Source organism: Kitasatospora albolonga (assembly GCF_039535905.1).
Lineage (GTDB): Bacteria > Actinomycetota > Actinomycetes > Streptomycetales > Streptomycetaceae > Kitasatospora > Kitasatospora albolonga.
In genome coordinates this window covers 1-26,254 of record NZ_BAAAYB010000087.1, presented here as the reverse complement: position 1 = coordinate 26,254, position 26,254 = coordinate 1, and the positions used below count along the sequence as shown (strand labels likewise).

Sequence of the window (26,254 nt, the reverse complement as noted above, 5' to 3'; positions counted from 1 at the left end):
GGAGAGGCGGAGCGGGGTGGGGCCGTCGACGGTCAGGTGCCAGTCCGCGGGGACGGTGGTGGTGCCGGCCTGGGCGGCGGTGCGGTTGACGGGCAGGCCCTGCGGGCCGAGGTCGGGGCGGCGCGGGGCGAGCAGGTCGAGGCCGCGCAGCCAGGGGACGGTCTGTCCGGCGGTGGTGAGGGTGACGGCGGTGACCGAGGCGGCGACGGTGCCCAGGAAGGCGCGGCGGCCGGGCAGCGGCAGGCGCGGACGCCACCAGTGCTCGGTGATGGTGGCGGCCTTGGCGGCGACGTGCAGCAGCAGGGCGCCGGTGATGGTCCAGCCGAGCCAGAAGTGGGTCTGCCGGAACGGGAACGGCCACGGGTACCACTGAAGCGTGTTGAGCAGCCCGGTGAACAGCTCCAGCAGGGTGGCCGCGACCAGGACGGCGATGGCCGCGCGCTCCAGCAGGTGCAGGACGCTGCGCGCCGGCGGCCACTCGAAGAGCCTCGGGTAGACCGTCCAGAGCTTGGCGCCCAGCAGCGGGATCGCGGCGGTCCCGGCGATCACGTGCAGGCCCTGGGTGACCCGGTAGCCGTCCACCGGACGGCTCGTCAGCAGGGCGCGCAGCCAACCGGGCGGCTCCTGGAGGCCGTGGCTGAGCAGACCGGTCAGGAAGCAGAGCACGATCGCCGCCCCGAGCCAGCGGCCGAGGACCACCGCCGTGCGCGGTTCGTGCAGGCGGGAGCGGAAGGTGCCCTCGCGCAGCGGGCCGATCCGCAGGGCGTCCGGGGGTGGCGGCAGGGGGAGGTCGAACCGGCGGGAGGAGCCGTCGGTGGTGGTGTCCTTCATGCCTTCATCAGAGCGCCGATCGGGGCGGTTCGAGCGGTGCGACATGCTTACGGAAGTCGTACGGCGGCCTGCGGCTCCCGGCTGCGGCCTTGCCGCGGTGGCACGCTGACGGGGTGTCCGACACCACGCGCCCTGACCACCCCGACTGCCCCGACCGTTCTGCCGTCTGGCCCGCCGTCCTCGCCCTGGCGGCCCTGGTCGCCGCCTGGCCGCCACCGTGACGTGGTGGCGGGACCTCGGTGACCGCTCTGTAAAAAACTGCTGTAGTCGTGCCCTCGACGCGGCGCTCTTCGCACTTGCTCGTGCTGCTGCGCTGCGGCGGGTGCCGCCGGGGGCGGTCCCGGCCCTGGTGCTGAGCGGGCAGCGTCGCAGTGCGCGGCGCGGGCTGCTGGCGCCGCCCCGCACCAGCGACGACGCTACCGCTACCTGTGGGACGGACGGGTGCAGGCCGCCGGGCACTCCCCGTACGCGTACGCCCCGACGCGCCGGAGCTGGCCGGACTGCGGGCGCGGGCGCCCGAGCTCTTCCCCGCCGGGCGGCGACTGCGCGGGCTGGGACGAGCGGCGGACCTCGGCGGCGGGTGCAGCAAGGTCAACCGCCCGGCCGTGCACACCATCTACCCGCCGGTCGCCGAGGGCTGGTTCGCCGGACTGTACGCCCTCGGCGGGCGGTACGGCGTGCGGGCCGCCCAGCGGGCGGGGCGCTGCTGGCGGTGGCGACCACCGTGCGCTGCTGCTTGACGCCTCCGTGCGGTTCGGGCGGGCCCGGCCCGGCGGGCCGCGCTCTCTGGGGTGGTGTCCGGAGGTGGCGGTGTGGGCGGTCACGACGCGCACGTGACACGCTCGGCGCGCTGCTGATGGTGGCCGGCCTGGCGGGTGCGGCCCGGGGCCGCAGGGTGATCGGGGCGCGCTGCTGGGCTGTCCGTCGCGAACAAGCTGGTGCCCGCGCTGGCCCTGCCGGGGCGCTGTCCGGAGTGTTCGCCCGGCGGCCGCGCGTCGGGGACTGGTGCTGCGGCGGCCGCGCTGGCCGCTGCGGCGACTCGCCTACCTGCCGTACGTCGTGGCCTCGGGGCCGGGGGTGCTCGGGTACTGCCGTGATACCTGAAGGAGGAGGGCTACCAGCAGACGGTTTCGCCCGCTTCGGTCTGGTCAGGCTGGTCGTGCCCGATCAACTGCCCCGGTGGCCGGAGGGTGGTGATCCTGGCGGTGGTGGGGTGGGTGCTGTTCCGGGCGATCCGGGGCGGCCGTGGAGCGGGGCGCTGTCGGTGACCGGGGCGGCGCTGCTGGTGGTCGCTCCGGCGTACCCCTGGTACGGGCTGCTGGTGGTGGCGCTGGTCGCGCTGGACGGGCGCTGGGAGTGGCTGGCCCCGTCCCCGGCCGCCGCCCAGGTGCTCTACCTGGCGGGGGCTCAGGCGCAGCAACCCGCTTACGGAGCAGCGCTGTTGGCGGTGCTGGCCGGTGCGGCGGCGCGGCGCCGCGCGCGGGTCGGTCCTGTCACCGAGTGACGAAGCGGTGGCGGTCCCGGACAGCTCCGGCGCAGGGCGGTGAAGCGGTGCCGGTCCCGGTCAGCTCCGGCGCAGGGCGGTGAAGCGGCGGCCGTCGGCCGTCCAGCGCTCGGTCTCGGTCAGGCCGGCCGGGCGGCGCGCAGCGGGCGAGGGCGTCCGCTCCCAGCCGGGCCCAGCGGAACGGCGGGCCGGTCCGGCCGTCGCCGTCCTCGATCCGCACCACGAGCCGCTCGTCGGTCTCGACGGGCGCCACCTCGGCCAGCAACAGGCCACCAGGGCGCAGCAGTTGGGATATCCGGAGCAGCAGGGCGGACGTGATCGCCGCCGATCCCCAGGTTGCCGTCGGCCAGCAGCACCGCACCCCAGCGGCCCTCGCCGGGCAGCCGGTCGAAGACCGAGCGGCACAGGGCGCTGCCGCCCAGACCGCGGGTGCGGGTGACGGCCGCCTCGGTCAGGTCGACGCCGAGGGCCGGCACGCCGGTGGCGAGCAGCTCGGCGACCAGGCGCCCCGGGCCGCAGCCCACGTCCAGGGCCGGGCCGCCGTGGAGCCGGCAGCGCTCCAGCAGCGTCCGGTCGGCGCGGTCGGGCGGCGCACACCAGCGCTCCACCTCCAGCGGATGGCGGGAGCCGTCCTCGCAGCGCAGCCAGAGCGGGCCGCGGCCGGCCCGGATCGCCCGGGTGAACGGGTCGTCGATCCACGGGCGGACCGGATCCCCGCAGGTGGTGGTCACCGCTGCGCCCCGCGCGGTGGCGATGCCGGCCAGCCGGGCGGCGAAGCGGGTGCCCGGTGCGGCGGCGGCGACCTCGGCGGCGCTCGCCGCGTCGTCCACGTCGGTGAGCCGGGGCAACCGGCCCACGCGCAGCCCGGCCGCGTCCAGCCGGGCCAGCAGGGCCTCGCCGGTGCGCGGGGTGGACATCGGGACGCCCAGCAGGAGTTGACGGGCGAGCGGTGCAGTGGGCCGGGCCAGGCCGAGCGCCCAGAAGCCGCCGTCGGCGGCCCGGGCCGTACCAGGCGTCGGCGCCCGCACGCGCGCCGGGGGCCAGCGGGGCGGCCAGGCTCGCGGCGTCCAGCTGGGGGGTGTCCATGCCGACCAGCAGAGCGGGGGCACCGGGCCGGGCGTGCCCGAAGGCCGCCGCCAGCCGCTCGTCCAGCCCGCCGCCGCTCTGGCGCACCACCCGCCACCCGGTCGGCAGCCAGCGGCCCGGCTCCCCGTCCAGGGCCAGGATCCGCTCCCCGGCGGGCACGGTGGAGAGGGTGGCCAGCGTGTCGGCCAGCGCCGCCTCGGCCAACTCGGCGGCCTGCTCGGGGGTGTAGGCCGGGGTCAGGCGGGTCTTGACCCGGCCCGGCACCGGAGCCTTGGCGATCACCAGGAGGGTCGGCGGCGGTGCGGCGAGGACGGCCCGCATGTCGCGGACCGCCTGCCGGGTGCCGCGCACCGTCCCGGTCACCTTCGAACGCCCGGACCGGGGACGGTAGTCCACCTCGGTCTCGGCGATCCGCATGCCGGCCAGCGCGGCGGACAGCACCATCTCCAGCGGGTAGCCGGAGCGCCGGTCCGCCAGCCCCAGGGCCAGCAGCCGCTCCCGCCGGGCGGCGCGCATCGGGCCCAGGTCGTGCAGCGGCGCACCGGTGCGGGCCCGCAGCCGCCGGGCCAGCGCGGCGTTGGCCAGCCGGGCGTGCGGCGGCCAGGCTCCCCGGACGGTCGGCCGTCGGCGGCCGAGCACCAGGTCGGCGGTGCCGGCCAGCACCGGGTCCACCACCCGGGGCAGCTGGCGCGGGTCCAACGAACCGTCACAGTCCAGGAAGCACACCACCTCGGCCGTCGCGGCCGAGAGCCCGGCGTGGCAGGCGGCGCCGAAGCCGCGGCGCGCCGCGTGCACCACGGTGGCGCCGAGGCCGGCGGCGATCGCGGCCGAACCGTCGGTGGAGCCGTTGTCCACCACGATCGGCCGCCAGCCGTCGGGGATCCGGCCCAGGACCCAGGGCAGCGCGGCGGCCTCGTCCAGACAGGGCAGCACCACGTCGACGGGGGCGGGGAGGGAGGGAGTGGTCACCCGTTTCACGCTAGTGCCGGACGGGGCGCCCGGCCCGGTACGACGTCCTTACGGAAGTGCTACGCGGTGCCCGCCCGTCGCTCGGGCCGTCGCCCGCGGAGCCGGTCGGCGCCTAGGCTCGCCCCGTGACCCTGCCTGCCCCCACCGCCCGGATCCTCGTGGTCGACGACGACCCGACGGTCGCCGAGGTCGTCACCGGCTACCTGCTGCGCGCGGGTTTTCCAGGTCGACCGGGCCGCCGACGGACCCTCCGCCCTCGCGGCCGCCGCCGCCCACCGGCCCGACCTGGTCGTCCTCGACCTGATGCTGCCCGGCATCGACGGGCTGGAGGTCTGCCGGCGGCTGCGCGAGCGGCCCGACGGCGCCGGACTGCCCGTCGTCATGCTCACCGCCAAGGGCGACGAGGCCGACCGGGTGCTCGGCCTGGAGCTCGGCGCGGACGACTACGTGACCAAACCGTTCAGCCCCCGGGAGCTGACCCTGCGGGTCCAGTCGGTCCTGCGGCGGGGCCCCGCCCGCGCCCCGCAGCCCGCCGTGCTCAGTGCGGGCGACCTGCTGCTCGACCCCGTCGGCCGCCGCAGCTTCCGCGCGGGCCGCGAACTCTCGCTCACGCTGCGGGAGTTCGACCTGCTGGAGTTCCTGCTGCGGCACCCCGGGACGGCCTTCTCCCGGGAGGAGCTGATGCGGGAGGTCTGGGGCTGGGAGTTCGGCGACCGCTCCACCGTCACCGTCCACATCCGCCGGCTGCGCGAGAAGATCGAGGACGACCCCGCCGCGCCCGAGCTCATCACCACCGTGTGGAGCGTCGGCTACCGCTTCGACCCGACAGGGAGCTGACCCGCCGTCATGAACGACCTCCTGCTCATCGCCGCCTACGCGGCCCTCGGCGCGGGCGCCGCCGGCCTGCTGGGCTGGCCCGCCGTCCGGGCGCTGCGCCGGCGTTCGGTGGCGCTGTCGCTGTCCGCCGTCGCCGTGGTCACGGTGCTGGCCATGGCCTCCGGCACCACCGCCGTCGCCCAGGCGATGTTCCTCTCCGAGCACGACCTCGGCGTGGTGATGACGGTGCTGGCGATAGGGGCGGTGGTCTCGCTGATCGCCGCCGCGGTGCTCGGCCGGCAGGCCGTCAGCGGCAGCCGGGCGCTGGCCCTGGCCGCCCGCACCGTCGGCAGCGACGGCGGCTTCACCGCGCCCGACCAGCCGCTGAGCGCGGAACTCGCCCAGCTGAGCGCCGAGTTGGCGGCGACCAGTGCGCGGCTGGCCGAGTCGCGCAAGCGCGAGCAGACCCTGGAGGCCTCCCGGCGGGAACTGATCGCCTGGATCTCGCACGACCTGCGCACCCCACTGGCCGGCCTGCGGGCCATGGCCGAGGCCCTGGAGGACGGAGTGGCCGAGGACCCGGCCCGCTACCACGGCCGGATCGCGACCGAGGTCGACCGGCTCACCGGTATGGTCGACGACCTGTTCGAACTCTCCCGGCTGCAGACCGGCGCCCTGCACCTCACCCCCGCCCGGATCTCCTGCTTCGACCTGGTCGGCGACGCCCTGGCCGGCGCGGACCCGCTCGCGCGGGAGCGCGGCGTGCGGCTGCTCGGCGGGCAGGTCGACCCCGCCCCGGTGGAGGTCGACAGCCGCGAGGTCTCCCGGGCGCTGGGCAACCTGCTGGTCAACGCGATCCGCGCCACGCCCGCGGACGGTGTGGTCGCCGTGACCGCCAGCCGGCAGGACGGCGAGGTGGTGCTGGCCGTCACCGACGGCTGCGGCGGCATCCCGGAGGAGGACCTGCCCCGGGTCTTCGAGACCGGCTGGCGCGGCGGCAGCGCCCGCACCCCGCACCCGCTCGGCACCACCGACGGGGCCGAACGCCTCGGCGGGGGCGCGGGGTTGGGCCTGGCCATCGTCCGCGGCATCGCCGAGGCCCACGCCGGGAGCGCCAGTGTCTCCAACGTGGACGGCGGCTGCCGCTTCGAGATCCGCCTCCCCACGGCCCACCGGCCGGCCTGACCGGCCCGCGCCCTGGCCTGCGGCCCGGGGCGGTTGCGGACCTGCGGTGTGACGGGCCGTCGGGTGTGCGTGGCGTCGCTGCTCGCAGGTGGGGGATCGCCGCCCTGGGCCGGAACCGGCCTGCGGTGCGGGTGGTGCGGCGGGTCGCGGCCCCTGAGAGGACCGTGGCGGGGTGTCGCCCTTCGGCCCCGGCCGTCCGTGGGCTCCGGCTCGGCCGGGGCCGGTCTGTGGGGCGACGGGCCGCCCGGGTGGCGGCCGGGGTGGGGCGGCCGGTCGTCGGCTGTCCGGTGCCGGTGGCCGGGCTGGGCCGTGCGGGTCAGGTGGTGGTGGCCCGGGCGGCGGGGCGTTGGGGGGCGGTGGCGAACTCGGTCATCCCTTCGGTGAAGCCGATCAGCGGCCGCCAGGACGTCTCCTGTCGCAGGCGGCTGGAGTCGGCGGTGACGTGCCGTACGTCGCCGAGGCGGTAGTGCCCGGTCACCACCGGGGCGGGGCCGCCGGTCGCCGCGGCGAGGGCCGCCGCCATCTCCCCGACGGTGTGCGGTTCACCGCTGCCCACGTTGTAGGCCCGGGCGGTGCCGTCCGGACGGCCGGTCACCGCCCGGAGGGCTGCGGCGTTGGCCCCGGCCACGTCCGACACGTGCACGAAGTCCCGCCGCTGGCCGCCGTCCTCGTACACCAGCGGTGCCTCGCCCCGGGCCAGCGCGGAGCGGAAGAGCGAGGCGACCCCCGCGTACGGGGTGTCGCGCGGCATCCCGGGCCCGTAGACGTTGTGGTACCGGAGCGTCAGGACCCGCCCGCCGCAGGCCCGGGCCCAGGCGGAGGTGAGGTGTTCCTGGGCGAGCTTGGTGGCGGCGTAGACGTTGCGCGGGTCGGTCGGCGCGTCCTCGGTGACCAGGCCCGGCCGCAGCTGTGCGCCGCAGACCGGACAGGGCGGCTCGAACCGTCCGTCCTCCAGGTCCGCGACCCGCCGCGGGGCCGGGGCGACGCCGCCGTGCTCGGGGCAGTCGTAGCGCCCCTCGCCGTACACCACCATCGATCCGGCGAGCACCAGGTCCCGGACGCCGAGCCGGGCCATCGCGGCCAGCAGCACGGCCGTCCCGAGGTCGTTGCAGCCGGCGTACTCGGGGGCGTCCTCCAGGTCCACCCCGAGGCCGACCATCGCCGCCTGGTGGCAGACCGCCGTCACCCCGTCCAGGGCCCGCTCCACCACCGCCCGGTCGCGGACGTCACCGTGGATGAACTCCTCGACACCGTCGGGAAGTTCGGGCCTGTGGTCGGGCGAGCCGTGCACGGCGGGGAGCAGGGCGTCCAGCACCCGCACCCGGTGGCCCTCGGCCACCAGCCGGGCGGCCGCGGCCGACCCGATGAACCCGGCGCCGCCGGTCAGCAGAATGTCCATGCCCGGACGCTACGCCCGCCGTCCGCACCTCCGGTGCATCCCGGCCGGGTCGTCAGCGAGCCGTAAGAACTCGCGCCGCCGGCCCCTGACGGATCGTCACCGCGTCCGGGTCAGGCGGCCATCAGGGCCGGGCGCGGCCGGGCGCTCGCGGCCTGCCGGACCAGCTCCAGGAAGGCCGCGGCCGCGGGCGCGAGCCGTCCGGTTCCGTTCCAGACGGCCTGGACGTGGGCGGTGGTGCCCGGCAGCCAGGGCACGACGGTGGCTCCGGCGGCCCCGGGGGCCTCGGTGACGGCGCGCTCCGGGAGCATCGTCACCCCGAGCCCCGCGCAGGCCAGGCCGATCGCGCCCCGGGCCGAACCGGCCTCCATGGTGGGCGGCTCGATCCCGTACCGGGCGCGCAGGTGCCGCAGCAGGCCGTCGTGGCTGGCGCAGGCGGGGTCGACCACCAGGACGTGCTCGACGGCCGGTTGGTGGCCGGGGCCGCCCGGCAGGGGCTCGCCGACGGGCACCAGGGGCAGTTCGAAGAGGGTCTGGCGGCTGATGCCGGCGGGGCCGGCGGGCTGGTCGGCGGGGTCGGCGACCAGAGTGAGCCCGATGTCGGCCTGGGCCGGTGGTGACGGCCTCGTCGACGTCGGCGGCGCTGGTGGCCCGGAGCGCGAGGGTCACCCCGGGGTGGCGCCGGCGGCAGTCGCGGACGAGGTCACCGATCTCGTACTCCATCAGCAGCGGCGTGGAGGCGACGGTGACGGTGCCGGTGGGGCCGGCGCCGGGTCTCAGCTCGCTGTGCATCTCGTCGACGGCGGCGAAGAGCCGGTCGGCGAACTCCTTGGTCGTCCGGCCGGCGGGAGTGAGCTGGACGCCGCTCGGCGTGCGGACGAAGAGCTGGGCGCCGAACCGGGTCTCCAAGGTGCGGATCTGCGTCGTCACATTGGACTGCGAACAGCCGAGGCGTTTTGCCGTGAGAGTGAGGCTGCCGGATTCGGCGGCGTCCCGGAACGTTCTGAGTTGACGGAAGGTGAAATCCATGGAACGGCCCCCCAGGCGCACGGCGTGTGAATTCGCGAGCACGGAACGGGCCGACCCCGGCCTAATGGCTGTGAGGGTCGGCCTCCGTTAGATCGTGGCACGGGGAAGGCGCCGTTCGCAATCCGCGAAGGGGGCGGATCATGACGGAGTATCAGGCCGGTTCCGGAAATCGGGAATCCGGCCTGCTCCGTGCACGGTCAGCCGTTCCGCTTGGTGCGCTCGTAGTGCCGGGCGGCCCGCGCCCGGTTGCCGCAGGTCGGCGAGCACCATTCGCGGCGGGGGTGGTCCTTGACGAAGTACAGGACGCAGCCGGGGGCGTCGCAGGCGGTGACCTTGGGCATGTCGGGCCCGGAGAACAGGTCGACGGTCTGCTGGGCGACCTCGGTGAGGGCGGCGCCGATCGGATCGGAGGTGGAGTGGGTGGTGGCGGTCGGGGCGCTGTCGCCCCAGCTCAGCTCGCGCCAGCGCGGTGCGGTGCGGACCTGCCGGTTGACGGTGTCGATGGCCTCCTGCGGGGGGCGGGTCCGGTGGGCGGCGGCGTCGGTGAGCAGGCGGACGGCGTCGCGCAGCCGGCGAGTGGCGTCCAGTTCGGTCGCGTTGACCACGAGCAGGTCGCGGTCGGGGACGGCTTCGGTGAACCGTGCGCGGTTGTCCCGTAGCCAGGCGGCGACGTGGTCGGTGGTCTGCAGCCCGTCCACGAAGCGGCCGCGGACCGCGTAGGTGGCGTTGGCCAGTTCGATGGGCAGGGGCTCGCCCAGCAGGGGCGCCCCTCCGCTCTCAAGGTCGTCGACTCTCATGGTTCTAACGGTAACCCCGACTTGCATCCGTGAGAAGCCTGTGCCACTGTTCTCACGGCAGCAGGCGCTGCCAACCGTTAGAAAACTTGTCCACCGCGTCTTGAGGAGTCCACCGTGTCGAACCTTCCGATCATCGAGCCCGCCGACGCCCAGGGTGCCGCCGCCGACCTGCTCGGCGCCGTGCAGAAGGCGCTCGGGGTGACCCCGAACATGACCAAGGTGATGGCCAACAGCCCCGCGGTCCTCAAGGCCTACCTCGAGTTCTCCGGCGCGCTGGGCGGCGGCTCGCTCTCGGCGGCCGTCCGCGAGGCGATCGCCCTGGTGGTGGCGCAGGAGAACAGCTGCGACTACTGCCTGTCGGCCCACACCTACATCGCCACCAACCTGGCCGGCCTGGACGAGACCGCCGCCGCGGACGCCCGTCGGGCCAAGGCCGCGGACCCGCGCACCGAGGCCGTCCTCAAGCTGTCGGTCGCGATCCTGCACACCAAGGGCGACCTGGACGACGCCGACCTGAAGGCCGCCCGCAGCGCCGGTCTGACGGACGGTGAGATCGCCGAGGTCATCGCCAACGTCTCGCTGAACGTCTTCACCAACTACTTCAACAAGGCCGCCGGCGTGGCCATCGACTGGCCGGTCGTCAGCCACCTCGGCTGAGCCCGTGCCGCACGGCGCCCACGGACACCGATTTCCCCCGTGCGGTGTCCGTGGGTTCCGGATAGAAATACCTGACCGAAAGGCCCTGCGCATTCTTGCGCAGGGCCTTTCGGTTTTTCCGGTGGTGGGGGCATCGAATCCACCGATCCCTGATATAGGGATACACGGCCTTCCATCCGTCGGTGCGACGGATAACGTTGTTGTTGTCAGGAGGGCAGCCGGGGAAAGAGACCGGCGGAATGCCAAGCCTCATATCGATGGATCGGATTGGAATCGGAATGTCGAAGGTCAGCATCTCCCGCCGCGGCCGCAAGGCCCTGGTCACCCTTGTCGCCATCGGCGCCCTGGTCGCGATGGTCCCCTCCCAGGCCCTCGCCGAGGTCGACGGTGCGGACGAGAAGGTCCACTCGGTCGAGTCCGTCCCGGACGCGGTCGCCAACAAGCTCGGCCCGGACCACGTGCTGTTCTGGGAGCGTGCCATGCTCCAGGCCACCCGCGAGGCCGGCGGCATCGCCGGCCCGATCACCCGGGCCGGCGCGGTGATGAACATCGCGATCTACGACACCGTCAACTCCATCTACAAGGTCGGTAACCCCTACCTGACCTACACCCCGGAGCTGCGCCGCAAGTACGGTGCGCTGGACTCGGCGATCGACTACGCCGCCTACACCGCCCTCAAGGCGTCCTTCCCGACGGTGAACCTGGACGACGACCTGCTGGCCGCGCGCAGCCTGACCTCCTCCGGCTCGGCCGCCGACGTGGCGCTGGGCAAGTACTGGGGCACCAAGAACGCCCAGGCGTTGATCGACTTCCGTGCCAACGACGGTTCTGCGGACACCACCCCCTACGTGCCGCGTCTGGAGCCCGGCCACTGGCGGCCCACCACCCCCGGTGCTGCAGCCGGCGGCCCGAACTGGGGCCACGTCAAGCCGTGGGTGATGGAGCGCTCCGACCAGTTCCGCCCGGCCAAGCCGGGCGGCTTCGAGACCGCCGAGACCCTGCTCCCCTCCAGCATCTACGCCGACGCGCTGAACGAGGTCAAGGAGCTCGGCGCCTGGAACTCGACCACCCGCACCGCCGACCAGACGCAGATCGCCCGCTTCTGGGCCAACGACCTGAACGGCACCTACAAGCCGACCGGCCAGCAGTACGACCACACCCTGGTGGTCCTCAACAAGTACAAGCCGAACGCGAGTTCCTTCTACACCGCCAAGCTCTTCGGCACCCTGTCCATCGCCCTGGCCGACGCGGCGATCGTCGCTTGGGACGCCAAGTGGGACTCCGACTTCGACCTGTGGCGCCCGCAGTCGGCGGTGCAGCTCGCCGACAACGACTACAACCCCAACACCGTCGGTGACCCGAACTGGCTCCCGCTGTCCTCGGACGCCGCGGGCAACCACTTCTCCCCGCCGTTCCCGGCCTACCAGTCCGGCCACTCCACCTTCGGTGCGACCTGGGCCCAGATCATGCAGGGCTGGTGGGGCACCGACGTGATGCCGTACGAGGGCACCACGGACGACCCGAACGCCAAGGGCGTCACCCGCCACATCAGCTCCTTCAGCTCCGCCGCGGCCGAGAACGCCATCAGCCGCGTCTACAACGGCGTGCACTACCGCTTCGACACCGTCACCGGTGTCGCCGGCGGCACCAAGGTCGGCGGCTACGTCTGGAACGCCCACCGCCTCGGCTGACCCCAGCTCCCCTCGGAATCCCGTGCCCGGTCACTTCGGTGGCCGGGCACGGCCGCGTTCGGGGTCCGGCGGCCCCAGGTGGCTACGGAGAGTGATGTACGGTGAGCCCGACGTGACCCGGCGGAGGAACTGGAGCGGACCATGAACGACACGGGCGGCACCCCCTGGCGGGAGCGATCGGTCATCGTGACGGGCGGCACGCGCGGCATCGGGCGGGGGATCGCCGAGCAGTTCGCCCGTAGGGGTGCGGCGGTCCTGCTCACAGGCCGCGACCGGGAGGCCGCACGGGAGGTCGCCGGGGCTCTGGTCCGCTCCACCGGCGGACGGGTGGTCGGCGCCGGCGCGGACCTGCGCGACCCGGCGGCGATGGAGGAGGTGGCGGCCCTGGCGGAGCGCCTGCACGGGCACGTGGACGTGCTGTGCGCCAACGCCGGGATCTTCCCCGAGAAGCCGCTGCGCGAGATGACGGCCGCCGACGTCGACGAGGTCCTCGCCGTCAACCTGCGCGGCTCCATCCTCTCCGTGCGTGCCTGTCTGCCCGCGATGGAGCGCGCCGGGCACGGCCGGGTCGTGCTCACCTCCTCGATCACCGGCCCCACCACCGGCTACGCGGGCTGGTCCCACTACGGCGCCAGCAAGGCCGGCCAGCTCGGCTTCCTGCGCGGCGCGGCCCTGGAGCTGGCCCCGCTGCGCATCACCGTCAACGCGGTGCTCCCGGGCAACGTCCGCACCGAGGGCCTGGAGGCGCTCGGCGAGGACTACCTGCGACGGATGGCGGCCGCCGTCCCGCTCGGCCGGCTGGGCTCGCCGGCCGACGTCGCCCACGCGGTCTGCTTCCTCGCCTCGGACGAGGCCGCCTTCATCACCGGTCAGACCCTGACCGTCGACGGCGGCCAGACCGTCCCCGAGTCGCTGGAGGCCTTCGCTCCGGCGGCGGTCTCCGGCTAGTTCCGCGAGAACGCGCTCTCCCCGGACCTCCCTTGACGGCGCGTCAGGAGGCCCGGAGCTCGCGCTCCAGGGCGGCCAGGGCGAAGGCGTCGGGGGAGGTCTGCTGCCAGCGCGGGCGGCCGAACATGATGTCGGCGGAGATGCCGTTCAGCATGGCGACGGCGCGGACGGTGAAGTCGGCCGGGTCGACGGGGGCGAATTCGCCGCGTGCCTGGCCCTCGCGGACCACGGCCTCCAGGCGGGCGTCCCAGGTGTCGGAGAGCTCGGTGAGCAGCAGGCGGCTCGCGTCGTCGTGGCGGCGGGCGAACATGTGGGTCCACAGGCCGTAGCGCTCGTCCCCCTGTCCGCGGGGGAGGTAGTAGCGGACGAAGTGGGCCAGCTTCTCGGTGGCGGTGGCGGCCCCGGCGGCCGCCTCCTCGAAGCGGGCGCCGAGGTCGGCCTCGCTCCAGGCCAGCACCTCCAGCAGCAGCCGGTCCTTGCGGCCGAAGTGGTAGAGGATGTGGCCGGTGCTCATGCTGGCCCGGGCCGCGATGTCGGCCATCCGCACCCCGGCGGGGCCCTTCTCCGCGATGGCGCCGATGGCGGCCCGCATCGCCTTCCCCCGCGCCTCGTCGCCGCTCGGCTGGCGCTTCCTCTCGACCATGGCCCATCCCCGGTTCCGTCGTCCTAGACCGTTAGTCTAGACTGAAAATCTAGTCAGTGACCCGACCTGCCAGGAGAGACCCGCAATGACGCGCGGATTCGATGTTGTGGAAGCCGGTATCGCCAGCCTGCGCGCGGCGCTGGAGAAGGGCGAGACCACCGCGGTCGAGCTGCTGGACGCGTACCTCGCGCGGATCGAGGCGTACGACCGCCCCGGCACCGCCACCGCGCTCAACTCCATGGTGGTGATGAACCCGCGGGCCCGCGCCGAGGCCGAGGCCTCCGACGCCCGCCGCGCCCGGGGCGAGCTGCTCGGCCCGCTGGACGGCATCCCGTACACCGCCAAGGACAGCTACCTCGCCGAGGGCCTGACGGCTGCCGCCGGCTCGCCCGCCTTCGAGCACCTGGTCGCCCAGCGCGACGCGTTCGCGATCGAGCGGCTGCGGGCGGGCGGCGCCGTGCTGATCGGCCTGACCAACATGCCGCCGATGGCCAACGGCGGCATGCAGCGCGGGGTCTACGGCCGCGCCGAGAGCCCGTACAACGCCGAGTGGCTGACCAGCGCCTACGGCTCCGGCTCCTCCAACGGCTCCGGCACCGCGACCGCCGCCTCCTTCGGCGCCTTCGGCCTCGGCGAGGAGACCTGGTCCTCCGGCCGCGCGCCCGCCTCCAGCAACGCCCTGTGCGCCTACACGCCCAGCCGCGGCGTCATCTCGGTGCGCGGCAACTGGCCGCTGGTGCCGACCATGGACGTCGTCGTCCCGCACACCCGCACCATGGCCGACCTGTTCGAGCTGCTCGACGTGGTCGTGGCCGACGACGCGGAGACCCGCGGCGACCTGTGGCGCGCCCAGCCCTGGATCGAGCTGCCGGCCGCCTCCGAGGTCCGCCCGGCCTCCTACCCCGCGCTCGCCCCCGCCGACGCCGCGGCCGCGCGCGCCGCGCTGGCCGGCAAGCGGGTCGGCGTGCCGAAGATGTACGTCAACGCCGACCCGGAGGCCGGCACCAACCCGGAGGGCGGCATCGGCGGCCAGACCGGTCAGCGGGTGGACACCCGCGCCTCGGTGATCGCCCTGTGGGAGGCCGCCCGCCGCGACCTGGAGGAGGCCGGCGCCGAGGTGGTCGAGGTCGACTTCCCGGTGGTGTCCAACTACGAGGCGGACCGTCCGGGCGCGCCCTCGCTGTTCACCCGCGGCTTCGTCACCCGGGACTTCCTCAAGGTCGAGATCGAGGACCTCTCCGCCTGGGCCTGGGACGACTTCCTGCGCGCCAACGGCGACCCGGCGCTGCCGAGCATCGCCGAGGTGGACGCCGACCGGATCTGGCCCAAGCACCAGGGCGAACTGCCGGACCGCTACGCCGGGTTCGACGACACCATCGGCGACTACCCGCGCTTCGTGGCGGAGCGTCCCTACGCCTCCTTCACCGACATGCCACACGTGGAGCAGGGCCTGCGCGGCCTGGAGGAGACCCGCCGGGTCGACCTGGAGCAGTGGATGGACGGGCTCGGCCTGGACGCGGTGGTGTTCCCCGCGCTGGCCGATGTCGGCCCGGCCGACATGGACGTGAACGAGGCCTCGGCCGAGCTCGGCTGGCGCAACGGCGTCTGGGTCGCCAACGGCAACCTGGTGCCCCGTCACCTCGGCATCCCCACCGTCACCGTGCCGATGGGCACCATGGCCGACACCGGCATGCCGGTCGGCCTGACCTTCGCGGGCCGCGCCTACGACGACAACGCCCTGCTGGCCCTCGGGGCGGCCTTCGAGGCGACGGGCGAGCGGCGGACGGAGCCGGGGCGCACCCCGCGCCTGTCGGCCTGACACCCGGGCGTGGTGGTTCCGGCGGCGGGGTGACGTCCCTTCAGGGGCGCACCCCGCCGCCTGCCGTTCGGGCGGCTTCCCGGCGGATCCGGCCACGGAGCGTCGTCGGCGGGTGGTATGACGGTGCGGAGCCTGGAGGTGGTCCGTCATGACCCGGTACTGCGTCGATCCCGTTCGGCACGAGCTGATCGCCACCTGGGGGAGCGGGGAGGGGGACTTGGCCGCCCGGGTCTCCGCCGTCCCGGCCGGCACCGGCCTGGCCGGGCTGTCCCGGCTGGCGAGCGTGCTGACGCAGTTCTCCGCCGCGGCCTGGCACACCTACACCCACCCGGCCGGCGCCGCGCACTCCCTGGAGCCGGGGACGGAGGGCTGGCGGCGCGAGCGCGAGCGCGAGGCCTTCGAGGAGGTGGCCCGGGCGGTGGAGGACCCGCACCTGCCGCACGGCGGCTCGATCACCGTCTCCTCCAGTCCGCTGGTGGAGAACGCCAACCGGATCGGCCGGGCCCTGCTGGCGCTCGCCGTACCGGAGTTGACCGAGGCGGTCCGGGCCGAGGTGCGGGCCGAGCTGGCCGCCGTGGAGGCGGCCGAGCTGGGGGCCCTCTCCGGCCGGGCCCAGCAGGCCGTGCTGCTCTCCCGGGAGGACGCCTCGCCGGTCCAAGTGGCCGCCGCCGACCGGCTGTTGGAGGACAACCCGTTCGGCCCGGCCGCACTCTTCTCCGAGGTGGACCCGACGGCGGCGGCGGTGGCGGCCGCCCACTGGCTGGCCGCCGCGGCCGAGGCGGCCGCCGCCGTCTCGGGCCACCCGGCCACCGAGGTGGTCCGCGAGGCGGACGCGGTCGAGTCCCTGCCGTACGAGACGCCGACGCTGGTGCTGGAGCTGATCGAGGCCGGCGCGTCCCCGTACGACGTCGTCACCGGCCTGGTGCGCCACGCCCTGCGGGTGGCCGACGGGGTGCTGCCCGATCCGGCGGCCTTCCGCGAACAGCTGGAGGAGGCCGAGGAGTTGCTCGCCGCCTACGCCGAGGAGGACGAGGACGAGGACGGCGACGGCCCCGACCTGCGGCTGACCCCGCTGGACCCGAAGCGGCCCGCGCGCGACCTGCTGGAGGACCTGCTCACCGGCATCCAGGGCTGCTGGCTGCTGCACGACGAGTACGCGGAGCCGCTGGACGGAGGGGCGGAGGAGGGCGCGGAGGGAGAGGAGGAGGCCGAGGCCCGGCAGAACGGCTCCCGGGAGGCCTTCGCCGCGCTGGTGCGGGCCGTCGCCGCACAGCACCACGATCGGCTGGTCTGACCCGGCAGGGCGGCAGCCTTGCATGGCCTATCGAAAATCGATAGATTCCCATCGTTGATCGATGGAGGGATGGGTCATGGGACGATTCACCGTGCGTGCGCTGCGCGCCGTGCTCGGGGTGGTGTTCACCGGCACGGTGCTGCTCCAGGTGCTGATGGTGTGGACGCTGGTGAGCGGCAGCGATCCGGAGGACGGGACGATGCCGTTGGCCGCGCTGCGGGTGATCGTGGTGCTGGGGATGCTGGCCGCTCAGGTCGCGCTCCATGCCGTCTGGCGGCTGGTGGCGATGGTGCGGCGCGGCACCGTCTTCTCGCACGCCGCCTTCGGTCACGTGAACCGGGTGATCGGCTCGATCGTGGCCGTCGCCCTGCTCTGGTTCGTGGTCACCGGGATCAACGCGCCGGGGCAGCGGGAGGACCCGGGGGTCACCGTGATCATGGCCGGCATCGGCCTGGCGATCCTCGGGGTGGCGCTGGTGGTGCTCGTGCTGCGGATGCTGCTCGACCAGGCGACGCAGCTGCGCGCCGAGCTCGACGAGGTGATCTGATGCCGATCGTGGTCGACATCGACGTGATGCTGGCCCGCCGGAAGATGTCGGTGGGCGAGCTCGCGGACCGGGTCGGGATCACCCCCGCCAACCTGGCGGTGCTCAAGAACGGCCGCGCCAAGGCCGTCCGCTTCGCGACGCTGGCCGCGCTCTGCGAGGCGCTCGGCTGCCAGCCGGGCGACCTGCTGCGCTGGGAGTCCGACGAGGAGGCCCTCGGCGGGTGACGACGGGCCGCGAACGCGGGACGGCGGGGGCGGGGTCACCGGTTTCGGTCCCGCCCCCGCCCCTGCCGTTCCGGGCGGGTCAGATCACGTGCACCTGCTGCGCCTGCGGGCCCCGCTGTCCCTGGCCGACCTCGAACTCGACCCGCTGTCCCTCCTCGAGGCTCCGGTAGCCGGCTCCCTGGATCTCGGAGAAGTGCACGAAGACGTCCGGCCCGCCGCCGTCCTGCTCGATGAAGCCGAACCCCTTCTCCGCGTTGAACCACTTGACGGTGCCCTGTGCCATGCCTCGTGCCCTTCTCTGGTCGCCCACGCCGGATCGCCGTGGTCGGCGACGATCATCCCCGGGCGCGCGGAGCGGAAACCGCAGGCGCGGGCGTCGACCCGTACGGGTGAGTCGCCGCCCGTAGAGGTGATCCCGGCGGTGCGGGCGGTCGAGCCTGCGGGGGCGCGGGCCTGCGGCGGGTGAGGATGGCGGCGACCGGGAGGAGCGAGCGGATGACGATCGGCCGACGGGGGTTCCTGACCGCGCTGGGGCTGGGCGGCGGGATGGTGGCGACGGGCGGGCGGGCGGCCTGGGCCGCGCCCGGGGGAGACCGCGCGGAACCGCCGGACTGGGCCGCGCTCAAGGACCGGCTGGACGGACGGCTGCTGCTGCCCTCCGACCAGGGTTACGCGGTGGCCCGGCTCGGCTACAACGAACTGAACGACCGTCAGTACCCGGCCGCCGTCGCCTCCTGCACCTCGGCGCAGGACGTCCAGTGGTGCCTGGACGCCGCCCGGGGCCACGGCGTGCCGATCGCCGCCCGCAGCGGCGGCCACAGCTACCTCGGCTACAGCGTGCCCGCCGACGGCCTGGTGATGGACCTGCGCCCGATGGCCCGGGTCGAGGTCGGCGCCGACGGCACCGCCCGGGTCGGAGCCGGTGCCCGGCTGATCGAGGTCTACGCGGCCCTGGCGGCGGCCGGCCGGCTGCTCCCGGCCGGCTCCTGCCCGACCGTCGGGGTCAGCGGGCTCACCCTCGGCGGCGGCATCGGCGTGCTGGCCCGCAAGTACGGGCTCACCTGCGACCGTCTGGTGGGCGCGGAGCTGGTGACGGCGGACTCCCGGGTGCTCACGGTCTCGGAGGAGTGCGAGCCGGACCTCTACTGGGCGCTGCGCGGCGGCGGAGGCGGCAACTTCGGCGTGGTCACCTCCTTCACCTTCCGCACCGCCCCCCGCGCCCGAGCTCACCGTCTTCGCGCTCCGCTTCCCGGCCGGCTCGGCGGCCGAGCTGGTGGGTGCCTGGCAGCAGTGGATCGCCGAGGCCCCGCCCGAGCTCTGGTCCAACTGCGTGGTCTCCGGCGGCACCCCGCCCACCGCCCGTGCGGGCGGCTGCTACGTCGGCTCACCGGCCGAACTCTCCCCGCTGCTGGACGACTTGGTCGCGCGCGTCGGCGTGCCGCCGACCACCCGCACCGCCCAGGCCAAGAGCTACCTCGACGCGATGAAGTACATGGCCGGCTGCGCCAACGACACCATCGCCCAGTGCCACCCCGTCTCCGAGGGTGGCCGCCTGCCCCGAGCCTCCTTCGTCGCGGTCTCCCGGATGCTCGACTCCGCGGTCGACGCCGGCCGCCTGGTCGCGCTGCTCGAAGGCCGCACCGGCCTGGACCTCCTGCTGGACTCCCTCGGCGGAGCCGTGGCCGAACTCGCCCCCGGCGCAACGGCGTTCCCGCACCGCTCGGCGCTGGCCTCCGCCCAGGTGTACGCGAGCGCCACCCGTGCGAACCAGCAGCAGGTCACCGCCTCGGTCGACGCCGTCCGCGACGGCCTGGCCGCCCTCGGGGCCACCGGTGCCTACGTCAACTACATCGACGCGACCCTCCCCGACTGGGGCACCGCCTACTACGGCGCCAACCTCCCCCACCTGAAGGCGGTTTCGAGCACCTACGACCCGGACGGGGTCTTCGCCTTCCCGCAGTCCGTCTCCCGGGCCTGAGGCCGAAGCGGAGGAAAGGCCGGAGGCCGGGCCCGGGGGTCGGTCCCCGGGCCCGGCCTCCGGCCGGTCGGCTGACGGTTCAGCAGCTGACGGCCGGCCGGTCCCGCACCACCAGGTCGGTGCGGCCGGGGGTGGAGTCGGTCCAGAGCACCCGGGTGCCCCGGTCGGCGGCGGGCATGTACTGGCCGGCCCGGTTGCAGGACAGGCGCTGCGGGGTGCCGCCGGTGACGGGGAACTGCCAGAGCTTGGGCAGGTCGCTGTTGAGGATCTTGCGGGTCCTCGGGGTCACGAAGTCGTAGGCGAAGGTGACGGCCTGGTCGGAGGCGGTCAACTCGTCGATCCGGCGCGGATCGGAGGAGCTGCCGGTCACCAGGTCGGTCACGCCGGAGCCGTCCGTGGCGGCGGAGCGGATCGAGGTGCCGCGGCTGCGGTCGCTCGGCGTCTCCAGCCAGAGCAGCCGGTCCGAGGTGAAGAGGGTGTGGGAGACCTCCGTCTCCTGGGCACCGTCGGCGCCGCCCAGGACGTAGCGGGCGACCACCTTGCCGGTGGCCAGGGAGCGGACGGTCTGGGCCCGCAGGGTGCGCCCGTTCTCCTCCCAGCGGTCGGTGAAGGCGAGCAGGTCGCCGCGGAGGGCTGGGGCCTCCGCGGCGTGACCGTCGGGCAGCTCGACCGGCGCGGCCGCCGCTCCGTCGGCGGAGAGCCAGAGTCGGGTGCGGCCGGTGGAGAAGTCCAGTGCGGTGAAGGCGACGTGGCGGCCGGAGACCCGGACCTTGGTGACCATCGCGTCGGTGGCGGTGTGCACGGTGCGGAGGGTGCCGCCGTCGAGGGGCCGGACCACCACCGACCAGGAGGGCCTGCCGGAGTCGGTCGGGCGCTGGACGACCCAGGCCGCCGAGGTGCCGTCGGTGGCGGGGGCGAGGTGCGAGGCGCGGTCCCCGGCCGGGCTGAGCAGGACCGGCTCGGCGGAGCTGCCGACCCTGCCGGTGAGCACGCCCATGAAACCGCCCCGGTCGGTGGGCATCACCCAGCGCCCGCCGGCCACGTCCACCCGGTTCTCGGTGCCGCCGACGAGCGAGTCGAGCACGGTGCGGCTGTCCATGCCGATCCGCCGCTCCCAGCCGTCCTTGATCCCGTGGGCGTCGAACGCGGCCGTCACCGAACGGAGTTGGGCCTTGGTCAGGCCGAGCGAGCGGCCGGCCGCGAGCACCGCGTTCCGGGTGTCGACGAAGCTGTCCAGCGGGGTGAGGTACTCGGTGACCGTCCGGTACACCAGCCGGTCGGCGAGCAGCGGGTCCAGGGTGCGCCGGATGTCCCAGAGGGCGCCCGCCGACGATGTCCGCGTTGTCGTGCACGCTCTCCTGGGTGAAGCTCTCCGGGAAGCCGACGTAGTCGTTCACCGTGCTGCGGCCGAGGTCGAAGCGTCGCGTCGCGCAGGCCTCCGGGGTGCCGGTGCGGCAGAGCGTCTCGCCGAGCAGCGCGGCCTGCGGGTCGGTCATCGGGATGCCCCGGGCGGTGACCTCCACCGCGTTGCCGAAGTAGTCGGCGAGGGCCTCGTCGAGGGCGCCCGACTGGCCCCGCTGGACCAGCTTGGCGGTGCTCCCGATCACGCCGTGCGTCATCTCGTGGCCGGAGACGTCGAGCGCGGTGGCGAACGGGAGGTACTTGGCGTTGCCGCCGCCGTAGGTCATCCGCCCGCTGCCCCAGAAGGCGTTGGCCAGGCTGCTGCCGTCCCAGTCGGTCACGTTCACCACGGCGTCGATCGGGCCGCCGGCGCCGTCGATGCCGTTGCGGCCGAGCCGGTCGTGGAAGAAGTCGTACACGGCGGCGGCGTTGCGCTGCGCCTCGGCGGCGCCGGTGGCGGCCGTCGAGGCCGGGAAGTCGGGGGTCGGCGAGGTCACGGGCAGGACGTCCGCGGGCAGCTTGGTGGGAAGGTCATCCGCCGCCCGGCCGCCGGCGTCGTAGACGGTGAGCCGGGCGGGGCGGGTGAGGTCGATCAACTGGTAGCTGCCGTCGGGCAGTCGGGCGATGTTCACCGGGACGGGGCGGCCGTGCACGTCCGGCGCGGTGCCGACGGCGGGGGTGAGACCGGGTGAGGGGGCCGGTGCGGCGGTTGCCGGGGCGCCGGAGCCGCTCCGGGAGGCCACCGAGAGGGCGACCGCGCCGGTGGCGGCGTCCACGTAGACCTCGCGGGCCCTGCCCTCCCAGACCGCCCGGTCGCTGCCGTGCAGGGTGAAGTGCCGGACCAGCCGGCCGCCGCCACCGGGCAGCACGACCTGGCCCCGGTCCTCGGCGGTGAGCCCCGTCCGGGCCGGGCCGGCCTCGACCGAGGCGAGCGCCAGTCCGCGCAGCACCTCGTCGGGGGCGCCCTGGACGGCCGAGGCGGTCAGGCCGGTGAAGTACTTGCCGCCGGCCGACTCGACGCGCTGCGCGGCGCCCTCCCCGGTCAGGTGCACCAGGTAGGCGGAGCCGAAGACCGGCAGACCGGCGTGCCGCTGCTCGAACCTGACGGTCCGCCGGCCGTCCGCCGGACGCTCCACGGCGGTGACGACCAGCTGCGCCGGGTCGACGCGGTAGCGGTCCCGGTGGGCGGCCAGGTAGGCCCGGGCCGCCTCGGCCGGGTCGGCACCCGGGGCCGCCTCCTCCAGCCCGGTGACCAGCTGGGGCGCCTCGGTGCCGGTGCCGGCCACCAGCGCGGGCACCGGGTCGGTGTCGGCGCTGACGGTGATCGGCAGCCCCTCGGCCGGCGCTCCGGCGAACGCCGGCGGTACGCCGACGCCGATGCCCAGCGCGGCGGCGATGGCGGTGCCGAGCAGTTTGGGCGTACGGGAACGGTGGTGCACGGGTGTCCTCCCTCGGGTCGACGGCGGTGCCGGTCGCGGACCGGCCGTGCCTTGCGATGAACATAGGTCATTTTTCTTCATATGTCGATGGACTGCATATGTAGTCCGCCGTGAAGCCCGCCGGCTTCCACCAGGTGGATGCGGCGCGACAGTTGACGGCACGTCTGGAAGGCTGGGCGGATGGGTTTCCCGGGGGAGGCGCCGGTGCTGACCGGTGCGCACGTGAGCTTGGAACCGCTGACGCGGCGTCACGCGGCCGATCTGGCCCAGGCGGTGACGGAGGAGCGCGGCTCCTACGGCTACACCTGGGTGCCGACGGCGGACGGGGTGGAGGACTACATCGACACCCAACTCGCCCGCGCCGCAGCCGGGAAGCTGGTGCCGTTCGCCCAGGTGCGGCTCTCCACCGGCCGGGCGGTCGGGGCCACGGCCTTCTGGGACCCTCGGCCCTGGCCGTCGGGCGAGGGCCTGCGGGCCGTCGAGGTCGGCTTCAGCTGGCTCGCGGCCTCCGCCCAGGGCAGCGGGGTGAACCGGGAGTCCAAGTACCTGCTGTTCCGGCACGCCTTCGAGGAGTGGGGCGTGGCCCGGGTCGACCTCAAGACCGACGCGCGCAACGCCCGGTCGCGGGCGGCGATCGCCTCGGTCGGCGCGCGGTTCGAGGGCGTCCTGCGGAACTGGTCCGCCTCGTGGGCCCCGGGGGAGGAGGGCCGTCTGCGCGACTCGGCGATGTACTCGGTGACCGCGGAGGAGTGGCCGTCGTGCCGGGCCGCCCTGGAACGGCGGCTGGCCGCGGTCCGGGCATGACCGAACGGCCCTCCCCCGTACGGGGAAGGGCCGTTCACGCGGGTTCAGAGCGCGGCGAGCGCCTCGGTGCGGGTGACCGTCCGGCCCAGGGCGCCGTACTCGTGCAGGTCGCCGAAGACCTCGATGCGGAGGGACTGGTCGAGCCCCCCGACCGGGACGGGGTCGAAGCCGGCGGCCGTGATCAGGGCCGCGACCACCGTTCCCGCCGTCGCGTCGTCGGTGGCGTAGAAGCCGACGGCGCGCTCCGGGGTGCGGTGGGCGGCCGCGGCCAGGGTGTCGGCGGAGAGGGTGCCGAAGGCCTTGACCAGGCGGGCGCCCGGCGGGGTGAGGGCGGCCAGCAGGAGGCCGGCCGACTCCTCGGGGCCGATGGTCTTGGCGAAGCCGCCGTGGCCGTCGGGGGCGATCGGGTTGGAGGGGTCGACCAGGATCTTGCCGGAGAGCCGCTCGCCGTAGTGGGCGAAGAGCTCCCGGGTGGTGTCGAGCCAGACCGCGAAGACGATCACGTCGGCCTGCTCGACGGCCTGGTCGACCGTCAGCGGGGTGACCAGGGGACCGAGTTCGGCGGCCAGGTCCTGGGTGGTGGCGAGGTCGGTGCCCGCCAGCAGGACGGGCGAGCCGCCCGCGACGAGGTCGGCGGCCAGGCGGCGGCCGATGTTCCCGGTACCGATGACGGCGGTGGTCATGGGGGTGTTCCTAACGCGAGGGGTGGAGCCACCGGCGCAGCGCGCGGGTGACCAGGGGGAGGCAGACGTAGGTCATCAGCAGGCTGAAGAGCACGGCGAAGACCGCTGACCTGGCCGCCTGCGGGAGACCGGTCAGACGCGGCGTCAGGAACGCCGCGGCGAGCAGGGAGATCGGGAAGACGGCGATGGCGGAGACCACCGCCGTCTTCCAGCGGGGCGGTTCCACGGCGTGGTCAGCTCCGCGGGGCCGCGTGGACCAGGTGCTTGACCTCCTGGAACTCCTCCAGGCCGCGGACCCCGTTGAGCCGCCCGAGGCCGCTCTGCTTGAAGCCGCCCTCCTCGAACATGTCGTGCACCACGGCCCAGGTGTTGGTCCACACCGTGCCGGCCTTGAGCTCGCGCTGGACCCGCAGCGGCCGGTCCACGTCCCGGGTCCAGACCGAGGCGGCCAGGCCGAACTCGGTGGCGTTGGCCCGGGCGACGGCCTGCTCCTCGGTGTCGAAGACCTCGAAGGTGGCGACCGGCCCGAAGACCTCGCGCTGGACGATCGGGGCGTCCAGCGCGGCGACCTCGACCAGCGAGGGGGAGAGGAAGGCGCCGTCGCGCTCGCCCCGCACCAGCACCGTCGCGTACTCCGAGGCCTCGTCCACCATCCGCTCGACCCGCCGCGCGTTGGCCTCGTCGATCATCGGGCCCATCTCGCTGGCCGGATCGTCCCCGGGGCCGACCTTCACCGCCCGCAGTGCGTCGGACATCCGGCGGCGCAGCTCGTCGGCGATGCCGCGCTGCGCCAGGATCCGGCTGCCGGTCATGCAGAACTGACCGGTGAAGGTGGTGACGGCCTTGGTGAGCACCGGCACGACGTCGTCCAGGTCGGCGTCGTCGAAGACCAGCATCGGGCTCTTGCCGCCGAGTTCGAGCGAGAGCGGCTTCAGGGTGGGGGCGGCGGCGGCCATGATGATCCGTCCGACCACGGTGGAGCCGGTGTAGCTGAGCACGTCCACCTCGGGGGAGGAGACCAGCAGGGGCGCGCCGTCGTTGCCGGATTCGGTGAAGACGTTCACCACCCCGGCGGGCAGGCTCGCGGTCTCCGCGATCACCTCGCTGAGCAGCCCGTTGACCAGGCCGGTCTGGCCGGGCAGCTTCATCACCACGGTGCAGCCGGCTGCCAGGGCCGGGGCGAAGGAGCGGACGGCCAGCACCACCGGGGAGTTCCAGGGGGCGATGACGGCGGCGACCCCGGCCGGCTCGCGCAGGGTCATCGAGTACAGGCCCGGCCGGACCTCGGCCGCGCTGCCGTGGTCGCTGAGCGCGAGCGAGGCGTAGTAGCGCAGCTTGGGGACGGTGAGGTCGATCTCGAAGGCGGCCTCGGCCAGGACCTTGCCGTTCTCGCGCGCCAGCAGGGTGATGAACTCCTCGCGCCGGGCGGCGAGCCGGTCGGCCAGCTCGAACAGGGCGCGGGCGCGCAGCTGCCGGTCCCGGGCCCAGTCGGTGGTGTCGAAGGCGGTGCGGGCGGCGGTGATCGCGGCCCGGGCCTCCTCGGCGCCGCCGTCGGCGAAGGTGCCGAGCGCCTTGCCGGTGGCCGGGTTGAACGACTCGGTGCGGCGGGCGGAGTCGGTCCACTCGCCGTTGATCAGGTGTCGGGCGTGGTGCACGGGAGTCCTCAGGAGGTGTGGGAGTGACGTTCGGTCAGTTCGGTCAGCAGGACGAGCTCGGCCAGCAGTGCGCGGAGCAGGCTGTCGGTGAAGTCGTCGTGCACGAAGGAGCCGTCGGCGGCGAACCGCCGGTGCGACTCGAAGACGGTGACCTCGGGGTGGGCCACCACGCGGCTCTGGGTGCGGTGCAGGATCTGACGCAGCACCAGCTGGCCCCGGGCGGTGCCGAACCGGGACGGCGAGGCGCCCAGGATCGCGGTCGGCTTGTCCCGCAGCACCGGCGTCTGGTGCTCCTCGGACGGGCGGGAGAGCCAGTCCAGGGCGTTCACCAGCACGCCGGGGATCGCGGAGTTGTACTCGGGGGTGGCGATGAGCAGGCCGTCGGCGGCCTTCACGCGCTGCCGCAGCTCGGCGACGGCGGCCGGGGCCGGGCCCTCCTCCAGGTCCTGGCCGAAGAACGGCAGGGCGCCGAGGCCGGGGTGCAGCTCGACGGTGACGCCCGCCGGGGCGAGGGCCTGCAGGGCGCGCAGCAGGCCGGTGTTGTGCGAGGAGTGCCGCAGGCTGCCGGAGAGGGCGAGGAAGTGCTTGTCCGTCACGGTGGTTCCTTCGTCGCTTCGAGGGGTCGCGGGCCCCGGGGCGGGGCCCGCGACGGGGGTCAGCGGGTGCTGCGGTACGCGTCGCGGACGGCGTCCGCGACGGCCCCGGGGTGACTGACCATCAGGGCGTGCGAGCTGGCGACCTCGGTGGTGCGGGCCTTGGCCCGGGCCGCCATGGTGCGCTGGAGCGCGGGCGGCAGGGCGTGGTCGTTCCTGGCCACCAGCACCCAGGTCGGGACGGTCTTCCAGCCGGCCTGCTTCA

26 protein-coding genes and 5 pseudogenes are annotated in these 26,254 nt (G+C 74.5%); 15 read left to right on the top strand and 16 right to left on the bottom strand.

Translation table 11 applies throughout. The features are described from left to right. Nucleotides 1-831 (bottom strand): molybdopterin-binding protein (locus ABD946_RS21595; protein WP_345285999.1); only part of this gene is annotated, 831 nt, incomplete at its 3' end. A gap of 428 nt (nucleotides 832-1,259) precedes the next feature. On the opposite strand from ABD946_RS21595, the gene ABD946_RS21590 reads away from it, so the two are divergent. Next, nucleotides 1,260-1,571 carry a hypothetical protein gene (locus tag ABD946_RS21590; RefSeq protein ID WP_345285997.1) on the top strand — a complete coding sequence of 104 codons (312 nt, stop codon included), beginning with the start codon at nucleotides 1,260-1,262 and terminating at the stop codon, nucleotides 1,569-1,571. Nucleotides 1,572-2,044: 473 nt separating this feature from the next. Continuing rightward, entirely contained in the window at nucleotides 2,045-2,335 is a 291-nt protein-coding gene (locus ABD946_RS21585) for a hypothetical protein (RefSeq protein ID WP_345285996.1), read from the top strand. Between the two features lie 60 nt (nucleotides 2,336-2,395). On the opposite strand, the gene ABD946_RS42865 is transcribed toward ABD946_RS21585, so the two are convergent. After that, nucleotides 2,396-3,508 carry a DUF2064 domain-containing protein gene (locus ABD946_RS42865; RefSeq protein WP_425558675.1) on the bottom strand — a complete coding sequence of 371 codons (1,113 nt, stop codon included), beginning with the start codon at nucleotides 3,506-3,508 and terminating at the stop codon, nucleotides 2,396-2,398. Here ABD946_RS42865 and ABD946_RS42860 point away from each other — a divergent pair. Further along, nucleotides 3,420-3,650 carry a hypothetical protein gene (locus ABD946_RS42860; RefSeq protein ID WP_425558676.1) on the top strand — a complete coding sequence of 77 codons (231 nt, stop codon included), beginning with the start codon at nucleotides 3,420-3,422 and terminating at the stop codon, nucleotides 3,648-3,650. The genes ABD946_RS42865 and ABD946_RS42860 overlap by 89 nt on opposite strands. A gap of 38 nt (nucleotides 3,651-3,688) precedes the next feature. Here ABD946_RS42860 and ABD946_RS21570 read toward each other — a convergent pair. Then, nucleotides 3,689-4,399 (bottom strand): annotated as a pseudogene (locus ABD946_RS21570) (glycosyltransferase family 2 protein); the annotation flags it as partial. A gap of 116 nt (nucleotides 4,400-4,515) precedes the next feature. Between ABD946_RS21570 and ABD946_RS21565 the strand changes: the two are divergent. Next, nucleotides 4,516-5,227, top strand: a pseudogene (locus ABD946_RS21565) (response regulator transcription factor). Between the two features lie 9 nt (nucleotides 5,228-5,236). After that, nucleotides 5,237-6,391, top strand: coding sequence for a sensor histidine kinase (locus ABD946_RS21560; protein ID WP_345285995.1), 1,155 nt, complete (start codon nucleotides 5,237-5,239; stop codon nucleotides 6,389-6,391). A 316-nt stretch (nucleotides 6,392-6,707) separates the two neighbouring features. Here ABD946_RS21560 and ABD946_RS21555 read toward each other — a convergent pair whose 3' ends face one another. From ABD946_RS21555 to ABD946_RS21540, 4 genes and pseudogenes are all read right to left on the bottom strand, one after another. Then, entirely contained in the window at nucleotides 6,708-7,790 is a 1,083-nt protein-coding gene (locus ABD946_RS21555; protein ID WP_345285993.1) for an NAD-dependent epimerase/dehydratase family protein, read from the bottom strand. A gap of 110 nt (nucleotides 7,791-7,900) precedes the next feature. Then, nucleotides 7,901-8,332 carry a LysR family transcriptional regulator substrate-binding protein gene (locus tag ABD946_RS21550; protein WP_345286000.1) on the bottom strand — a complete coding sequence of 144 codons (432 nt, stop codon included), beginning with the start codon at nucleotides 8,330-8,332 and terminating at the stop codon, nucleotides 7,901-7,903. A gap of 352 nt (nucleotides 8,333-8,684) precedes the next feature. Further along, nucleotides 8,685-8,816: pseudogene (locus ABD946_RS42855) on the bottom strand (LysR family transcriptional regulator); the annotation flags it as partial. 197 nt (nucleotides 8,817-9,013) lie between these two features. Further along, a complete protein-coding gene (locus ABD946_RS21540; protein ID WP_345285990.1) occupies nucleotides 9,014-9,613 on the bottom strand; it encodes a CGNR zinc finger domain-containing protein in 600 nt (199 codons plus the stop codon). A gap of 114 nt (nucleotides 9,614-9,727) precedes the next feature. On the opposite strand from ABD946_RS21540, the gene ABD946_RS21535 reads away from it, so the two are divergent. From ABD946_RS21535 to fabG, 3 genes are all read left to right on the top strand, one after another. Beyond that, entirely contained in the window at nucleotides 9,728-10,270 is a 543-nt protein-coding gene (locus ABD946_RS21535; RefSeq protein WP_345285989.1) for a carboxymuconolactone decarboxylase family protein, read from the top strand. Nucleotides 10,271-10,548: 278 nt separating this feature from the next. Beyond that, complete coding sequence (locus ABD946_RS21530) at nucleotides 10,549-11,961, top strand: vanadium-dependent haloperoxidase (RefSeq protein ID WP_345285987.1); 1,413 nt, start codon at nucleotides 10,549-10,551, stop codon at nucleotides 11,959-11,961. Nucleotides 11,962-12,102: 141 nt separating this feature from the next. Further along, nucleotides 12,103-12,909, top strand: a complete 807-nt coding sequence (fabG, locus tag ABD946_RS21525; protein WP_345285986.1) for a 3-oxoacyl-ACP reductase FabG — start codon at nucleotides 12,103-12,105, stop codon at nucleotides 12,907-12,909. Nucleotides 12,910-12,952: 43 nt separating this feature from the next. On the opposite strand, the gene ABD946_RS21520 is transcribed toward fabG, so the two are convergent. After that, complete coding sequence (locus ABD946_RS21520) at nucleotides 12,953-13,552, bottom strand: TetR/AcrR family transcriptional regulator (RefSeq protein ID WP_345285984.1); 600 nt, start codon at nucleotides 13,550-13,552, stop codon at nucleotides 12,953-12,955. An 85-nt stretch (nucleotides 13,553-13,637) separates the two neighbouring features. Between ABD946_RS21520 and ABD946_RS21515 the strand changes: the two genes are divergently transcribed. From ABD946_RS21515 to ABD946_RS21500, 4 genes are all read left to right on the top strand, one after another. Beyond that, nucleotides 13,638-15,371, top strand: a complete 1,734-nt coding sequence (locus ABD946_RS21515) for an amidase (RefSeq protein ID WP_345285983.1) — start codon at nucleotides 13,638-13,640, stop codon at nucleotides 15,369-15,371. 148 nt (nucleotides 15,372-15,519) lie between these two features. After that, entirely contained in the window at nucleotides 15,520-16,665 is a 1,146-nt protein-coding gene (locus ABD946_RS21510) for a hypothetical protein (protein WP_345285982.1), read from the top strand. A 76-nt stretch (nucleotides 16,666-16,741) separates the two neighbouring features. After that, nucleotides 16,742-17,212 (top strand): DUF2975 domain-containing protein, encoded by a 471-nt coding sequence (locus ABD946_RS21505; protein ID WP_345285980.1) that lies wholly within the window; start codon nucleotides 16,742-16,744, stop codon nucleotides 17,210-17,212. Continuing rightward, nucleotides 17,212-17,436 (top strand): helix-turn-helix domain-containing protein, encoded by a 225-nt coding sequence (locus ABD946_RS21500; RefSeq protein ID WP_345285978.1) that lies wholly within the window; start codon nucleotides 17,212-17,214, stop codon nucleotides 17,434-17,436. Before ABD946_RS21505 ends, ABD946_RS21500 begins: the two co-directional genes overlap by 1 nt. Before the next feature lie 79 nt (nucleotides 17,437-17,515). Here ABD946_RS21500 and ABD946_RS21495 read toward each other — a convergent pair whose 3' ends face one another. Continuing rightward, entirely contained in the window at nucleotides 17,516-17,719 is a 204-nt protein-coding gene (locus ABD946_RS21495; RefSeq protein WP_345285976.1) for a cold-shock protein, read from the bottom strand. Between the two features lie 185 nt (nucleotides 17,720-17,904). On the opposite strand from ABD946_RS21495, the pseudogene ABD946_RS21490 reads away from it, so the two are divergent. Both ABD946_RS21490 and ABD946_RS21485 read left to right on the top strand, forming a co-directional pair. Further along, nucleotides 17,905-18,498, top strand: a pseudogene (locus tag ABD946_RS21490) (FAD-binding oxidoreductase); the annotation flags it as partial. Nucleotides 18,499-18,709: 211 nt separating this feature from the next. Continuing rightward, on the top strand, nucleotides 18,710-19,414 hold the full coding sequence (locus tag ABD946_RS21485) for a BBE domain-containing protein (RefSeq protein WP_345285974.1): 705 nt from the start codon (nucleotides 18,710-18,712) through the stop codon (nucleotides 19,412-19,414). Between the two features lie 79 nt (nucleotides 19,415-19,493). On the opposite strand, the gene ABD946_RS21480 is transcribed toward ABD946_RS21485, so the two are convergent. Beyond that, nucleotides 19,494-20,684, bottom strand: coding sequence for a hypothetical protein (locus ABD946_RS21480; RefSeq protein ID WP_345285973.1), 1,191 nt, complete (start codon nucleotides 20,682-20,684; stop codon nucleotides 19,494-19,496). 187 nt (nucleotides 20,685-20,871) lie between these two features. Then, nucleotides 20,872-22,335 (bottom strand): annotated as a pseudogene (locus tag ABD946_RS42850) (M4 family metallopeptidase); the annotation flags it as partial. A gap of 99 nt (nucleotides 22,336-22,434) precedes the next feature. Here ABD946_RS42850 and ABD946_RS21465 point away from each other — a divergent pair. Then, entirely contained in the window at nucleotides 22,435-23,058 is a 624-nt protein-coding gene (locus ABD946_RS21465; RefSeq protein ID WP_345285967.1) for a GNAT family N-acetyltransferase, read from the top strand. Between the two features lie 44 nt (nucleotides 23,059-23,102). On the opposite strand, the gene ABD946_RS21460 is transcribed toward ABD946_RS21465, so the two are convergent. From ABD946_RS21460 to ABD946_RS21440, 5 genes are all read right to left on the bottom strand, one after another. Further along, a complete protein-coding gene (locus ABD946_RS21460; RefSeq protein WP_345285966.1) occupies nucleotides 23,103-23,741 on the bottom strand; it encodes an NADPH-dependent F420 reductase in 639 nt (212 codons plus the stop codon). Nucleotides 23,742-23,751: 10 nt separating this feature from the next. Beyond that, nucleotides 23,752-23,967: a putative antibiotic biosynthesis monooxygenase gene (locus tag ABD946_RS21455; RefSeq protein WP_345285964.1), complete on the bottom strand. Its 216-nt coding sequence runs from the start codon at nucleotides 23,965-23,967 to the stop codon at nucleotides 23,752-23,754. 7 nt (nucleotides 23,968-23,974) lie between these two features. Further along, a complete protein-coding gene (locus tag ABD946_RS21450) occupies nucleotides 23,975-25,396 on the bottom strand; it encodes an aldehyde dehydrogenase family protein (RefSeq protein WP_345285962.1) in 1,422 nt (473 codons plus the stop codon). 8 nt (nucleotides 25,397-25,404) lie between these two features. Next, nucleotides 25,405-25,992: an NADPH-dependent FMN reductase gene (locus ABD946_RS21445; protein ID WP_345285959.1), complete on the bottom strand. Its 588-nt coding sequence runs from the start codon at nucleotides 25,990-25,992 to the stop codon at nucleotides 25,405-25,407. A gap of 59 nt (nucleotides 25,993-26,051) precedes the next feature. Then, a partial coding sequence (locus ABD946_RS21440) for an alpha/beta fold hydrolase (RefSeq protein WP_345285957.1) occupies nucleotides 26,052-26,254 on the bottom strand: 203 nt, incomplete at its 5' end.